The organism is Kribbella hippodromi, assembly GCF_039531045.1.
Classification (GTDB): domain Bacteria; phylum Actinomycetota; class Actinomycetes; order Propionibacteriales; family Kribbellaceae; genus Kribbella; species Kribbella hippodromi.
Genome location: NZ_BAAAPH010000001.1, coordinates 299,588 through 314,088 on the forward strand (window position 1 = coordinate 299,588; position 14,501 = coordinate 314,088).

9 protein-coding genes and 3 tRNA genes are annotated in these 14,501 nt (G+C 68.0%); 8 read left to right on the forward strand and 4 right to left on the reverse strand.

Annotation, left to right across the window (positions count from 1 at the left end; all coding sequences use genetic code 11):
* Positions 1–335: 335 nt before the first annotated feature.
* Positions 336–1,118: a GntR family transcriptional regulator gene (locus ABD260_RS01405; RefSeq protein WP_344231438.1), complete on the reverse strand. Its 783-nt coding sequence runs from the start codon at positions 1,116–1,118 to the stop codon at positions 336–338.
* A gap of 321 nt (positions 1,119–1,439) precedes the next feature.
* On the opposite strand from ABD260_RS01405, the gene ABD260_RS01410 reads away from it, so the two are divergent.
* Genes ABD260_RS01410 through ABD260_RS01445 form a run of 8 tightly spaced genes read left to right on the forward strand, consistent with a single transcriptional unit; the run spans position 1,440 to position 13,294 of the window.
* The gene (locus tag ABD260_RS01410; RefSeq protein WP_344231439.1) at positions 1,440–4,154 is read left to right on the forward strand and encodes a UxaA family hydrolase; all 2,715 of its coding nucleotides are present in this window, start codon (positions 1,440–1,442) and stop codon (positions 4,152–4,154) included.
* A 22-nt stretch (positions 4,155–4,176) separates the two neighbouring features.
* A complete protein-coding gene (locus tag ABD260_RS01415) occupies positions 4,177–5,076 on the forward strand; it encodes a fumarylacetoacetate hydrolase family protein (protein WP_344231440.1) in 900 nt (299 codons plus the stop codon).
* A complete protein-coding gene (locus ABD260_RS01420) occupies positions 5,073–6,527 on the forward strand; it encodes an aldehyde dehydrogenase (NADP(+)) (protein WP_344231441.1) in 1,455 nt (484 codons plus the stop codon). Before ABD260_RS01415 ends, ABD260_RS01420 begins: the two co-directional genes overlap by 4 nt.
* Complete coding sequence (locus ABD260_RS01425; RefSeq protein ID WP_344231442.1) at positions 6,524–8,413, forward strand: IlvD/Edd family dehydratase; 1,890 nt, start codon at positions 6,524–6,526, stop codon at positions 8,411–8,413. Before ABD260_RS01420 ends, ABD260_RS01425 begins: the two co-directional genes overlap by 4 nt.
* Positions 8,413–9,720, forward strand: coding sequence for a nickel pincer cofactor-dependent isomerase, group 22 (locus tag ABD260_RS01430; protein ID WP_344231443.1), 1,308 nt, complete (start codon positions 8,413–8,415; stop codon positions 9,718–9,720). The genes ABD260_RS01425 and ABD260_RS01430 overlap by 1 nt, the downstream gene beginning before the upstream one ends.
* A complete protein-coding gene (locus ABD260_RS01435) occupies positions 9,717–10,583 on the forward strand; it encodes a hypothetical protein (protein ID WP_344231444.1) in 867 nt (288 codons plus the stop codon). Before ABD260_RS01430 ends, ABD260_RS01435 begins: the two co-directional genes overlap by 4 nt.
* Positions 10,580–11,953, forward strand: coding sequence for an FAD-binding oxidoreductase (locus ABD260_RS01440; RefSeq protein WP_344231445.1), 1,374 nt, complete (start codon positions 10,580–10,582; stop codon positions 11,951–11,953). Before ABD260_RS01435 ends, ABD260_RS01440 begins: the two co-directional genes overlap by 4 nt.
* A gap of 45 nt (positions 11,954–11,998) precedes the next feature.
* A complete protein-coding gene (locus tag ABD260_RS01445) occupies positions 11,999–13,294 on the forward strand; it encodes an alpha-L-fucosidase (protein WP_344231446.1) in 1,296 nt (431 codons plus the stop codon).
* Positions 13,295–13,960: 666 nt separating this feature from the next.
* Here the strand turns inward: ABD260_RS01445 and ABD260_RS01450 are convergent.
* The 3 genes from ABD260_RS01450 to ABD260_RS01460 all read right to left on the reverse strand — a co-directional run bounded on the left by ABD260_RS01450 (position 13,961) and on the right by ABD260_RS01460 (position 14,366).
* Positions 13,961–14,045 (reverse strand) — tRNA-Tyr (locus ABD260_RS01450).
* A 126-nt stretch (positions 14,046–14,171) separates the two neighbouring features.
* Positions 14,172–14,243 (reverse strand) — tRNA-Glu (locus ABD260_RS01455).
* A gap of 33 nt (positions 14,244–14,276) precedes the next feature.
* A tRNA-Ser gene (locus ABD260_RS01460) sits at positions 14,277–14,366 on the reverse strand.
* Positions 14,367–14,501: the final 135 nt, after the last annotated feature.

The window sequence follows — 14,501 nt, forward strand, 5'->3', positions numbered from 1 at the left end:
TCAGCTGGAAGGGACCGGCGCAGCCCGGAAGGGACCGGCGTCAGCTGGAAGGCCCGGTGTCAGCTGGAAGGGACCGGCGCAGCCCGGAAGGGACCGGCGTCAGCTGGAAGGCCCGGCGTCAGCTGGAAGGGACCGGCGCAGCCCGGAAGGGACCGGTGTCAGCTGGAAGGTCCGGCGCTAGCCCGGAAGGGACCGGCGGCAGCCGGCAGGTCCGGCGCAGCCCGGAAAGGGGGGTACGGCGCTGAGCCGGCGGTGGGTGGTTAGCGCGCGTAGCGGGTGCGGTGAGGAGCGAAGCGACGAGGAGAGCGGCCGCGGAGCACGCGAGGGGCGGTTGGTTAGTCGTAGATGCGGCGTAAGCGCAAGGTCATTGAGTTTTCGATGTGGCGGGTCATGGCGGCTTCGGCGGCGGTGGGGTCGCCGGAGGTGATGGTGTCGACGAGGAGGCGGTGTTCGGTGAGTACTTCGGGGCCGATGTCTCGGTCGTAGTGGAGACGGAAGATGTGCAGGTGGCAGTGGGTGCGTTCGAAGGCCAGCCGCACCTGTTCGCTGCCGGACAGCGACGCGATGAGGGAATGGAATCGGTTGTCGTGGGCGGTGAGGGACTTGTAGCCGGCGTAGTCGATTGAGGTGGGTTCGACTGCGTTGGCGAGTTCGGCTTCCAGCCGGGCGCGGCCGTCGGGGGAGATCAGTTCGGCGGCCCGGCGTGCGGCCCACGGCTCCAAGAGCAGGCGGAAGCGGTACAGGTCGTCGAACTCCTCCAGGGTCAGCAGCGGAGTCGCGCGGTAGCCCTTCAGCGGTTCCTTGACCGCCAGGCCCTCCGATTCGAGCCGGGCCAGGGCTTCGCGGACCGGTGTCGACGACACCTGGAACTCCCGCGCCAGCCCGTCGATCGAGATCCGCGCCCCCGGCCGGATGACGTGGTCCATCAGCATCGTCTTGATCGCCTCGTACACGTCGTCGACCAGCATCTGCCGCCGCAACACCCGCCGATCCACCCCCACCTCCGCCGCAGCTCCCGCGCCCAGCGCCGCCCCTACGCCCGCCGCAGATCCCGCGCCCAGCGTCGCTCCCGCGCCCGCCGCGGTTCCCGCGCCCAGCGCCGCCGCCGACTGCTCCACGATCGAAGGCGCTCCCGCCGGCGGTTGGGATGCCCCGGCCGTCCGCGCCGGTTCGGCCGTGCCCGCGACCGGCGACGTTCCCGCTGCCTCTGCGACCGGCGCCGTTCCCGCCGCCTCCGTGACCGGCGCCGTTCCTGCTGCCTCCGTGGCCGGTGTTTCGGCCGGGCCTGTGGGGTCGGTTTGGCTCGGGGGTTCGGCCATTTGGTTCTCCGGAATCTGGTCGCGGTCTTGACCCCGTCGGGCAGGTTTCGGCAGGGTAACACTGGTAATCATGCATCATGCACGATTCTGGCCGGTGTGAGCTATGGGGAGGCACGGACGATGGTGAGGTTCGAACGGATCGGCGTGCTGCCTGAGCCCGGTGACAACGTGGCGATCGCCTCGCAGCGGCTCGACGCCGGCACCGTGATCGAGCTCGACGGCGCGGCGGTCACCCTGCCGCACACCGTGCTCGAAGGGCACCGCTTCGTAGTCACCCCGGTCCCCACCGGCGCGGCCTTGACCTCCTGGAACACCGCGTTCGCCCGCGCCTCCCGCGACCTGGTCCCCGGTGACTACGTGTGTACGCCGACCAGCCTCGCCGCCGTCACCGCCCGCGGCGTGGAGGGACTGCCCAAACAACCCTCAGCAACCAACGAACCCCTCGACCCCTACGAACTGAACGAATCCGCACTGCACTTCGGCGCCCAGGTGACAAGTGTCGAGCAACCCGGCACCTTCCTCGGCTACCCGCGCGAACAAGGCCCAGCCGGCACCCGGAACCATGTCGTACTCCTCGCCACCAGCTCCCGCAGCAGCGGCTTCGTCACCGAGCTGGCCCGCCGGTTCGATGGTGCCGACGCGGGCGATGGCGTCGTACCGGTCGCGCACACCGAGGGCGGCGAGGACGACGTACCGAACAACCTGCACTTCCTGCTCGCCACCTTGGCAGGATTCACGCTCAACCCGAACGTCGGCGCGGTGCTGATCGTCGACACCGAGGGTGATGTCGTCTCCGGCCAGGCGATCAAGGACTTCATGGCCGAGCACGACTACCCGGCGCTCAAGGTGCCGCACGCGTACTTCACCCGGAAGGCCGGCTTCGAGCACGACCTGACCGCCGCCGGCGCGCTGATCGAGCCGTGGCTGCCGGTCGTCGACGCCCAGCCGCGGGTCGAGGTGCCGCTCGCGGACCTCAAGATCGCGCTGCAGTGCGGCGGCTCCGACGCGTTCTCCGGGATCTCCGCGAACCCGCTCGCCGGCCAGGTCAGCGCGGAGGTGATCCGGCACGGCGGCACCGCGGTACTCGCCGAGACCGATGAGCTGATCGGCGCCGAGCCGTACGTACTGAAGAACGTCCGCGACCTCGCCACCGCGAAGCGCTTTCTGGCCACGATCAAGTCGTTCAAGGAGCGGGTCGGCTGGCACGGGCACACCGCCGAGGGCAATCCGTCGGGCGGCAACGTGTACCGGGGGCTCTACAACATCGTGCTCAAGTCGATCGGAGCCGCCCGCAAGCTGCCCCGCGAAGTACGCCTCGATCACGTCATCGACTACGCGGAGCCGCTGCCCGGCAACGGCTATATCTTCATGGACAGCCCGGGCAACGACCTCGAATCGGTCGCGGGCCAGATCGGCAGCGGCTGCAATCTGATCTTCTTCACCACCGGCAACGGATCGATCACCAACTTCCCGTTCGTCCCGACGCTCAAGTTCGTCACGACGACTGCCAGGTACGAGCGGCTGCGCGCCGAGATGGACGTTGACGCCGGCAAGTACCTCACCGGTACGACGATGGCCGACCTGACCGCGGAAACCTTCGACCTGGTCGTACGCGTCGCCTCCGGCGAGAAGAGCGCGGGGGAGAAGGCCGGCCACAGCCAGGTGTCGATCTGGCGGAACTGGAGGCAGACCGGTCCGCGCGAAGGCATCTCGATCAGTACGGACGGCCGGATGAGCCGTACGCTCGCCGACCTCCCGGCCGAGGACCGCGACGCCCCGCTCGACGGCATGCCACACCAGGGGCTGACCTCGGATGGGCGTACGAGCACCGAACTGCTCCGCGTAGACGACCGCCTCGTACCGGAAGCCGTCGGCCTGATCTTGCCGACCAGCCTCTGTTCGGGCCAGATCGCGTTGCGAATCGCGGCCCAGGCCGAGCTGGAGAAGTGGGCCGGCGACTCGGTCACGCGGATGGTCGCGCTCCCGCACACCGAAGGTTGTGGCAGCAGCGGCGGCGCGTCCGAGGAGACGTTCGCGCGGATCATGCTCGGCTACCTCCTGCACCCGAACACACGGATGGCGCTGCTCCTGGAACACGGGTGCGAGAAGACCCACAACGACTACTTCCGTTCCCGTCTGGTCGAGGCAGGCGCTGATCCGGCCCGCTTCGGCTGGGCGAGCATCCAGGCCGACGGCGGTCTGGACGCGGTCGGCGGCCGGGTCAAGGAGTGGTTCAACGGGTTCCAGTTGGCTGCGCCGGTCGATGAGGTCGGCGACCTTGGCGCACTCACGATCGGGCTGGAGGCGCGCGGCCAGTTCTCGGACACGACCGCGGAAGCGCTCGCGTTGATCGGTCGCGAGATCGTCGGCTCCGGCGGTTCCGTCGTACTGTCGTCGCGTGGCGCACTGCTCGCCGACAACACGTTCCGGGCCGCGGCGTTCGGCTCGACGGACCCGGTTGGGCCGACGATCGCGCACGGGCAGCGGCTCGCGGCGCCGGGCTGGCACGTGATGCGGATGCCGGGCACGGACTGGATGGAGACCGCCACCGGGTTCGGTGCGACCGGTGTGCAGCAGATCCTCGCGCATGTTGCCGGCGGCACCTTGTCGGCGCAGCGGTTCGTACCAGTCGTTGAATTCAGCAACGATCCGGAGACGGTCGCGACGTACGGCGACGACCTGGACGCGGTCGCGACCGGTGCCGCCGCCGAACAGGCCCGGATCGGGCTGGACACGATCGCCGCGGTCGCCAGTCGCCGCCTCGTTCCCAAAGCTGTTGCCTCTGGCAACGTCGGTTTCCAGATCACCCGCGGTTTGCTCGGTACGTCGATGTGACTGTGCAGTTGAACTGAAAGGCATGTCCATGCACTTGGTCCGTTATCTGTCCCCGGTCGATGGCCGGCCGATTCCCGGTGTGCGTACCGGCGACACGGTGGCTCCGCTGGAGGGCGTGAACAGCTTCGCCGAGCTGCTGCGGCTTCCGCTCGCCGAGCTGCAGGCAGCAGTCGGCAAGGTCGGTGCCGAGTTGCCGGCCGCCGGGCTGACCTTCCTGCCGCCGCTCGACGGGCGGGGCGAGGTGTGGTGCGCGGGCGTCACGTACGAGCGGTCGCGCGGCGCCCGGATGGAGGAGAGCAGCGAGCAGTCGGTGTACGACAAGATCTACACCGCCGAGCGACCCGAGCTCTTCCAGAAGGCGCCGGCCTGGCGGGTGGTTGTGGACGGCGAACCGGTCGGGATCCGGGCCGATTCGGGGCATGACGTACCTGAGCCGGAGCTGGCAGTAGTTGCCAACAGCCACGGTGAGATCGTCGGGTACACGATCTGCAACGACATGAGCTCGCGCTCGATCGAGGGCCTCAACCCGCTGTACGTACCGCAGGCGAAACTGTTCGCCGGTGGATGCGCGCTGGCGTCGGGCATCCGCCCCGCGTGGGAGGTCGCCGACCCGAAGGACCTCGGGATCAAGCTGGTGATCGAACGGGACGGTACGGAGGTGTTCGCGGAGCGCACTTCGACGGCGAAACTGGTCCGTGAGTTGCCCGAGTTGATCGACGTACTGTTCCTGCCGAACGACTTCCCGGACGGGGTGATCCTTGCCACCGGCACCGGAATCGTCCCCGACCTGGACTTCGCCCTGACCGAAGGCGACGTCATCACCATCACCATCGACGAACTCGGCACCCTGACCAACACCGTGGCAACCGGCCGCGACCCGTTCGAGTTCCTGGCCACCGCCAATCTGGAAGGAAAACGATGACCTCGGACACCACCCCCGCTCAGCTTGAGCAGGCGCTTGCCGCGGCTGCCGGAGCCGCGCCCGCCTTTGGCGCTTCTGAACCCTCCGTGCGGTCCGGGTGGATTCGCGCCGTCGCGGACGCGCTGGATGCAGCCAAGGGTGAGCTGGTGCCGATCGCGATGCGGGAGTCATCCCTCCCTGAAGCACGGCTCACCGGCGAGGTCGCGCGCAGCACCGGCCAGCTCCGGATGTTCGCCGACGCCCTCGAAGAAGGCTCCCTGCTGGAAGTCACCATCGACACTGCCGACGCGCAAGCCAAACCGGTCCCACGCCCAGACCTCCGCCGCGTACTGGTCCCCCTCGGACCGGTCCTGGTATTTGCCGCCAGCAACTTCCCGTTCGCGTTCAGCGTCTGCGGCGGCGACACCGCGTCCGCCCTCGCCGCCGGCTGCCCGGTCATCGTCAAAGCACACCCGGGCCACCCTGAGCTTTCCGTACGCACAGCCGCCGTCATGATCGACGCGCTGAAACAAGCCGGCGCACCCGACGGTACGTTCGGCCTGATCACCGGCTTCGACGTCGGCGTCACCGCACTGAAGGACCCGCGGATCACCGCCGCCGGCTTCACCGGTTCGGTACCGGCAGGCAAGGCACTGCACGAGATCGCGGTCACCCGCCCGGAGCCGATCCCGTTCTACGGCGAGCTCGGCAGCTTGAACCCGGTGTTCGTCACCCAGGCCGCGATCGATGCCCGCGGCAAGGACATCGCGACCGGGTACGTGGGATCGTTCACCCTCGGCGTTGGGCAGTTCTGTACGAAGCCCGGCCTGCTCTTCGTACCCTCCGGCCATGGTCTGCAGGACCAACTCGTCGAGGCGGTCGGCGGAATCGCCCAGGCGCCGATGCTGAACGACCGCATCGAATCCGGCTTCACCTCCGGTCTGGACCGGCTGGAGAAAGTCGAAGGTGTCCGGGTCTGGTCAACCGGCGCCGGCGCGACGTTGCTTCAGACAACTGTTTCTGAGCTGCTCGCCCGCCGTGACGAGATCCTCGAGGAATGCTTCGGCCCGGTGTCGATTGTTGTCGAGTACAACGATCGTGACGAACTTCTGCAGGCCGTCGAGGCCTTCGACGGAAACCTGACCGCGACGCTGCACGCCGAGGACTCCGACGCTGATCTGGCTCGCGAGCTTCTCCCGTCGCTGACCGCGCGCGCCGGCCGCGTGCTCTGGAACGGCTGGCCCACCGGCGTCGCCGTCTCCTGGGCGCAGCACCACGGCGGGCCGTTCCCGTCGACGGTCGGCTCGATTCACACCAGTGTCGGCGTGACCGCGGCTCGTCGCTTCCAGCGGCCGGTCGCGTACCAGGACGCGCCTGACGCGGTGCTTCCGGACGTACTGAAGGACTCCAACCCGGCCGGGATCACCCGCCGGGTGAACGGGACCGTGACCACAGCTGAGGTGACGCGATGACCGACCTTCCACCCACCAACGACGGGTCACCCACCAACGACGGGCCACCTAACGACGGGCACCCCATCGACGACCGGCCGCCGACGAACGATCCGGGCGAGGGCAACGTCCTGGCCGGTGAAGGGGCGCCGGCCTCGACCGGGCGCCGCAGCTTCGACCACTGGTTCGGCGAGAAGGGCCGGAACGGGTTCATCCACCGGTCCTGGATGAAGTCGCAGGGCTTCTCCGAGGAGGCGTTCGACGGCCGCCCGGTGATCGGCATCTGCAACACCTGGTCCGAGCTGACCCCGTGCAACGCGCACCTGCGCCGGCTCGCCGACTCGGTCAAGCGCGGCGTCTGGCAAGCCGGGGGATTCCCGCTCGAGTTCCCGGTGATGTCGCTCGGCGAGACCCTGCTGCGACCGACCGCGATGCTCTTCCGGAACCTGCTCAGCATGGACGTCGAGGAATCGCTGCGCGGCAATCCGCTCGACGGCGTCGTCTTGCTGACCGGGTGCGACAAGACCACGCCGGGCTCGATCATGGGCGCCGCGAGCGTCGATCTGCCGACTGTGGTCGTCACCGGCGGTCCTATGTTGAACGGTAAATTCCGCGGCTGTGACATCGGCTCGGGGACAGCGGTCTGGCGGTTCACCCAGGACCTGAACGCCGGCCGGATGTCGGAGGAGGACTTCGCCGCGGCCGAGGCCGGGCAGTCGCGCAGCAACGGCCACTGCATGACCATGGGCACCGCGTCCACGATGGCCTGCATGGCCGAGGCGCTCGGTCTGCAGCTGACCGGCTCCGCGGCGATCCCGGCCGTCGACTCGCGCCGGTACGTGATCGCGCAGAAGTCCGGTCAGCGGATCGTCGAAATGGTCAAGGAGGACCTCAAGCCGAGCGACATCCTGACCCGGGACGCGTTCGCGAACGCGGTCCGCGCGAACGCGGCGATCGGTGGTTCGACCAACTTTGTCATCCATCTGCTCGCGATCGCCGGCCGGGTCGGCGTCGACGTGACGCTGGACGACATCGACGAGTGGGCCCGGGGCGTACCGTGGCTGGTCGACCTGCAGCCGTCCGGCAAGTACCTGATGGAGGACTTCTACTACGCCGGCGGTCTGCCCGCGGTGATGAAGGAGATCCTGCCGCTGCTCAAGACCGACGCGATCACGGTCACCGGGAAGACGATCGGCGAGAACGTCGCGAACGCGGAGCGGATCGAGGCGACAATCCCAGGTGCCGCGCCGGGCAGTCAGACGTACGCGGTGATCCGGCCGGTCGGCGATCCGCTCGGTAGTGGCGCCGGCACCGCCGTACTGAAGGGGAATCTCGCGCCCGACGGGGCCGTGATCAAGCAGTCGGCGGCGTCGGAGCGGCTGTCGCGGCATCGCGGCAAGGCGCTGGTGTTCAGCAGCATCGAGGAGTACGACAAGGCGGTCGAGGACCCGGACCTCGAGGTCGACGAAGACACCGTGCTGGTACTGCAGAACGCCGGCCCGCGCGGGTACCCGGGAATGCCCGAGGTCGGAAACATGACGATCCCGCGCAAGCTGGCCGAGATCGGTGTGGACGACATGGTGCGGATCTCCGATGCGCGGATGAGCGGGACGGCGTACGGGACTGTCGTACTGCATGTGACGCCGGAAGCGGCGGTTGGCGGGCCGTTGGCGCTGGTACGGACCGGCGACTGGATCGAGCTGGACGTACCGGCGCGACGTCTTCATCTGGATATTTCGGACGAGGAACTGGAGAAGCGGCGCGCGGATTGGCAACCACCAACACCGCCGACCGACCGCGGCTGGGCCCGCCTGTACGTAGATCACGTCACCCAGGCGAACCAAGGCTGCGACCTGGACTTCCTGGTCGGCCGCACCGGCTCAGCCGTCGCGAGACAGAGCCACTGATGCCCGAATTGGGAATATTTGAAGCCGTCCGTGGTTTGCGGCCCGCGGGGACTCTCCCGCAGGTCACCCCGATCCGGCGGGTCCTCACCGATCTGCCGGTCTCGGCCGACCCGTACGCGGACGCCCGCACCGCCCTCGAACCGCTCCGCGACCGCATCCACCCCGGCGTCCGGATCGCGGTGACGGCCGGCAGCCGCGGCATCCACGACCTCGTACCAGTCGTGAAAGCAGCCGTCGACTGGCTCCGCGACGCCGGCGCGGACCCCTTCGTCACCCCCGCGATGGGCTCCCACGGCGGCGCCACCGCCGACGGCCAGCGCGAGATGCTCGAAGGACTGGGCATAACCCAGCAAACCGTTGGCGCCCCCATCGAAGCAACCATGGAAACAGTTGTCATCGGCACCCTCCCCGACGGCACCGAGGTCCACCACGACGCGCTCGCAGCGAAAGCCGACGGCGTACTCCTCGTGAACCGGATCAAACCGCACACCGACTTCCGCGGCCCGATCGAAAGCGGTATCGCGAAGATCCTCGCCATCGGCCTCGGCAATCACCGCGGCGCCGCGTCCCTGCACGCCGGCGGCATCCCAGCCCTCGGCGGCAACATCGAAGCCGCCGCCCGGATGATCGTTGCACAAGGCAAAATTCTCGGCGGTCTAGCCATCCTCGAAAACGCCCGTGAACAAACCGCTTCAGTAGAGTTGCTCGAAGCAACCGGAATCGCGGAATCGGCCGAAAACGCCTTACTGCAAAAGGCATCCAGCCTGCTCGGACGTCTTCCCTTCGACGAACTCGACGTCCTGGTAGTCGACGAACTCGGCAAAGACAAGTCCGGCGCCGGGATGGACACGAACGTCATCGGCCGTTGCTGGGTGCACGGAATCCCGGAGTTCGAATCACCGTCGATCGCCGCGATCAGCGTCCATTCGCTCTCACCCGCATCGCACGGCAACGCCTCCGGCCTCGGTCTGGCCGATGTGATCCCGGCGCGCCTGCTGGAGCAGATCGACCTGCACGCCAGCTACGTGAACGCGTTGACCTCCGGCGCCGGCGGGGCGCGACGCTCGCGGTTGCCGATGGTGATGGAAGACGACGAGGCGGCCGTACTCGCGGCTGTCACGATGTGCGGGCGGCGGCACTGGTCCGAGCTCCGGCTGGCCCGGATCAGGGACACGTTGTCGCCGAACGAGTTGATGGTGACCCCGGCGCTGCTCACCGAAGCGGCCGAACGATTCGACCTGGAGATCACCGGTACGGCGCGCGAGCTGACGTCGTCCGGTCAGCTCGGACCTTGGAGCGAGAAATGAATCTGCGTGAAGCACGTGCCCTGCTCGCCGATCGCGGCTTCCGGCCGGGGGATGATTCGGCGAAAACGTTCCCCGATGGCTCTCCGTACAAGGTGGAGATCCCCTCCTGTGAAGGCCCGCGGGTGATGACCGCGGTACTCGAAGAAGCGAAGACGCGCGGTATCACGATCGATCGGGTGTCGCAGGGCAGCGGCGTGATGATGCTGACGGACGCCGAGATCGAGGAGATGCTCTCGCTCGGCGCGTCCGCCGGCGTCGAGGTGTGCCTGTTCCTCGGGCCGCGCGGCGCGTGGGACATCGGTGGTCAGGCCAAGGTTTCGCATGCCGTCGGCGGTGTTGCCCGCGGCAACGACCAGGTGGCCGCCTCGTTGTGCGATGCCTTTCGCGCGGTCGAGCTCGGCGTACGCAGCTTGCTCGTCGGCGACCTCGGCGTACTGGAACTGCTCGGCGCGCTGAAGGTGGACGGATCGCTGCCATCGGATCTTGTTCTGAAGACCTCGGTCTTGATGCCGTTGCCCAACGCACCGACCGCCCAGTTGTACGAACGGCTCGGCGCGACCAGCTTGAACGTGTCGACCGACCTTCCGGTGCCGGTGCTGGCCGAGATCCGCTCGGTCACGACCGTACCGATCGACATGTACATCGAAGTTCCTGACGACCAGGGCGGTCACGTACGGTTCTACGACGTACCCGACATCGTCCGGGCGGCCGCGCCGGTGTACCTGAAGATGGGGCTGCGCAACGCGCCGAACATCTACCCGGTCGGCGCGCATCTCGCCGGTACGGCTGAAGCGCTTGGCCGCGAACGCGTACGCCGAGCCGAGTTGATCCTTCGGTTGCTCGCCGAACAAGATGAAGGATGAGCGATCCGCTGGTAGCGCGGCTCCGGTCCGATCTCGGCGACGGAGCAGTCGTCGACGATCCGGACGTCCTGGACAGTCATCGCAACGACCACGCCACGTTCTGTACGGCCGGTGTGCCGCGGGTGCTCGTACGCCCCGCAGCGACCTCGGAAGTGCAGGCCGTCATGCGGGCGGCGTCCGAGTTTGGCGTACCGATCGTGACGCAGGGTGCGCGGACCGGGTTGTCGGGCGCGGCGAACGCGATTGACGGCTGTCTGTTGCTGTCGACCGCGCGGATGGACCGCATCCTGGAGATCTCGGTCGAGGACCAGGTCGCGGTCGTGCAGCCGGGCGTGGTGAACGCCGACCTGTCGCGGGCCGTACTCGCGGAGGACCTGTTCTACCCGCCCGATCCGTCGTCGTGGGAGATGTCGACAATCGGCGGGAACATCGCCACCAACGCGGGCGGGCTGTGTTGCGTGAAGTACGGCGTGACCTCAGACTTCGTACGCGGTCTGGAGGTCGTGCTGGCGTCCGGAGAGGTCGTCCGGACCGGGCGGCGGGCCGCGAAGGGCGTCGCCGGGTACGACCTGACCCGCCTGATCGTCGGCTCCGAGGGCACGCTCGGCGTAGTGACTGAGGCGACCCTCGCGCTGCGGCCGGCGCCCGAGGCCGCGCTGACCGCGGCGGCGACGTTCCGGTCGATCGAGGACGGGATCGCGGCAGCCGCGGCCGTGATGGCGTCCGGGCTCCGGCCCGCGTTGCTGGAGTTCCTTGACCAGCCGACCCTGCGGGCTATCCAGGACTATCGGGATATGGGGTTGCCGGGTGACGTCGGCTCGATGTTGCTCGCGCAGTCAGATCGGGGCGTACGGGCGGCGGAGGATGTTGCGCGGATCGCTCAGATTTGTACGGCGTACGGCGCGATCGAGGTTGCCGAAGCATCCGACGCGGAGGAGTCGCGGATGCTGCTCGAAGCGCGCCGGCTGGTGAACTCGGCGCTGGAGCCGCTCGGTGTGACGTTGATCGATGATGTGTCGGTGGCGCGGTCGCAACTCGTACCGTTGCTTCGGGGGATTGCTGACATCGGCCGCGAGTATGACGTGCTGATTTGTTGCCCGGGGCATGTAGGTGACGGGAACATGCATCCGACAGTGGTTTTCGATCGTGATGACCCGGCAGCTGAGACGCGGGCGTTGGCGGCTTTTGGAGCGGTCATGGAGCTGGGGTTGCGGCTCGGCGGGACGATCACGGGGGAGCACGGGATCGGTACGCTCAAGGCCCGCTGGCTGGAGACCGAGCTCGGCCCGGTGGGCCTGGAGTTACACAGACGTATAAAACAGTCATTCGACCCTGATGGCCTCCTCAACCCGGGGAAGGTACTGCTGTGATTGACGGTGCTGCGGTGACCTGCTGTGGGTGGGGAAGGGGTTGTTGTGATTGAGGATGTGCGTCGGGTGGCGGCTGGGGTTCGGCCGTCGGCGCGGCAGGTCGCGTGGCAACGGCAGGAGCTGACCGCGTTCGTCCACTTCGGCCCGAACACGTTCTCCGGCCTGGAGTGGGGGACCGGCGTCGACGATCCGGCCATCTTCGACCCGTCCGCGCTGGACTGCTCGCAGTGGGTCTCCACCCTGGTTTCCGCCGGTTTCAAGAGCATGATCCTGACCGCCAAGCACCACGACGGTTTCTGCCTGTGGCCGAGCAAGTTCCTGTCGCATACCGTTGCCGCATCACCCTGTTCAGGCGATGTCGTCGCGGAACTGTCCACCGCCTGTCAGGCCGGCGGGCTGGGCTTCGGTGTGTACCTGTCGCCGGCGGACCTCTACCAAGAGAAGGCTCCCGGCGGGTACTACGGCAACGGCAGCCCAGCTGTTGCCTCACGCATCGGTCCGTTCGAGTACGTGGTGGATGACTACAACCGCTTCTACTTGAACCAGTTGCACGAGCTGCTGACCTCGTACGGCCCGATCGCGGAAGTCTGGCTGGACGGGGCGAATCCAACGAGTAGCGCGCAAACGTACGCGTACGAGGCCTGGTTCGATCTGATTCGGCGCCTCGCACCCGACGCGGTGATCGCGATCGGCGGGCCGGATGTGCGGTGGGTCGGCAACGAAGACGGGTTCGCGCGGGAGACCGAGTGGAGCGTCGTGCCGTTCGCCAACGGTCAGCCGGTGGCGGCGGCCACGGAACGCGAGGTGGCCGGCCCGGCGCAGTTGGCCGAAGCGGACGAACTGCGCTGGTACCCGGCCGAGGTCGGCGTCTCGATCCGGCCAGGCTGGTTCTATCACGCGGCCGAGGACACCGCGGTGAAGTCGGTGCCGGAACTACTGGACATCTATCGCAAGTCGGTCGGCCGCAACGCCGTACTCCTGCTGAACATCCCGCCCGACCAGCGCGGGTTGTTCGCCGACCCCGACGTCGAGGCCCTGACCGGTTTCGGTGCGGCCGTCCGGGCGTACTACGAGGGCTCAGTGCAGCTCCCGGGTACGGTCAACGTCCTCGACCTCCGCGAAGACATCACCTCCGGCCAGCAGGTGGAGTCGTTCGCGGTCGATGCGCTGATCGATGACGAATGGACCGAAATCGCCGCCGGCACAACCATCGGCCACCGCCGCCTCCTGACCATCGCTCCGCGGCACGTCACCGCCACGCGCGTCCGAGTCCTCTCAAGCCGCACCGACACAACCGTCTCCCTCGCACTGCACTACGACCCCCTCCTACCCACTAACTGACCCACCACCCCCGCCCCACCGCGCCTCACCGCACCGCGCCCGACCTCACCGCACCGCGCCTGACCTCACCGCACTGCACCGTGCCTGACCGCACTGCACCGCGCCACGGCTCGTCCTGCACTGCACCGCCCAGGTGGGTCGGCACCTGAGCTCGGCGTTGAGTCCCCCTGCCCGGAGTCGAACCAGGAACCGAGCCTTCGGAGGGCCCGGTGTGATTCCGTCACCAGGGGGTCTGCGGGTCATGTGTGATCTGGGTACCTAAGAACAGGTAGTGCACCGCCGAGACGCCGTACACCCGACCGCGTTCACGCTCAGGTGCACTACCCAGCCGCCTACCACTACCCGTCCTTACGTACCCTCGTCCTGCCCGCGGGTCACCGGAACGCCGCCGCGACCCGCCTGCTACTCCTGCACTGAGACCACCTGCACCCAGTCGGAGCATTCGGCCTCGCACCACACGTGATCCCCACGGTGCGCGATCCGATCACGCTGCACATGCCCGCAAGCAAGCAGTACGCGCCGCATCGAATGTCCCTGCAAAACCGGAGCACCGGTCCTGCCACCAGGCACTCGCTTCCTGTTCCTGAGGTCGGCCACGGCCGGTCCTCCTCTCTGTTTGATCGACACGAAGATCACGCACGGCGTGCGCGCCCCGTGATGATGACGTGCGGGAGGCAGGATTCGAACCTGCTCAGCCCAAAGGGCAACGGATTTACAGCCCGCCCCGCCTCTCCCACGACGGCGCTCCCACAACACCACTTCCACAACACCGCCCTCGCACGGTGCTCCCCGCGAACTGCTCTCGCACGGTGCTCCCCGCGCCGGCACTTCCACGACAGCTCTCTCGGGCGGTGCTCCCCGCGACGGCGTTCCCGCGCATCCCGTACCGGATTCGAACCGGCGATCTCCTGGCTGAGAACCAGGCGTCCTCCCACTAGACCAACGGGACTGGCAGGGCGACCGGTCCATCCCGGCCGCCCAGCGGTGAGAGCGAGACTCGAACTCGCGAGCCGACACGAAGCCGACCGACGGTTTAGCAAACCGCTGCCCCTACCAACAGGCGGATCTCACCTCAACCCCACAACGCCCAACCCACGAACCCAGCACGCCCCGCCGACCACCCGCCGCACATCGCGCCAACCTGCCAAGCGATCCCCAGCACCCCACGCCGACCACCCGACGCGCACCACGCGGCGTCAACTACCTG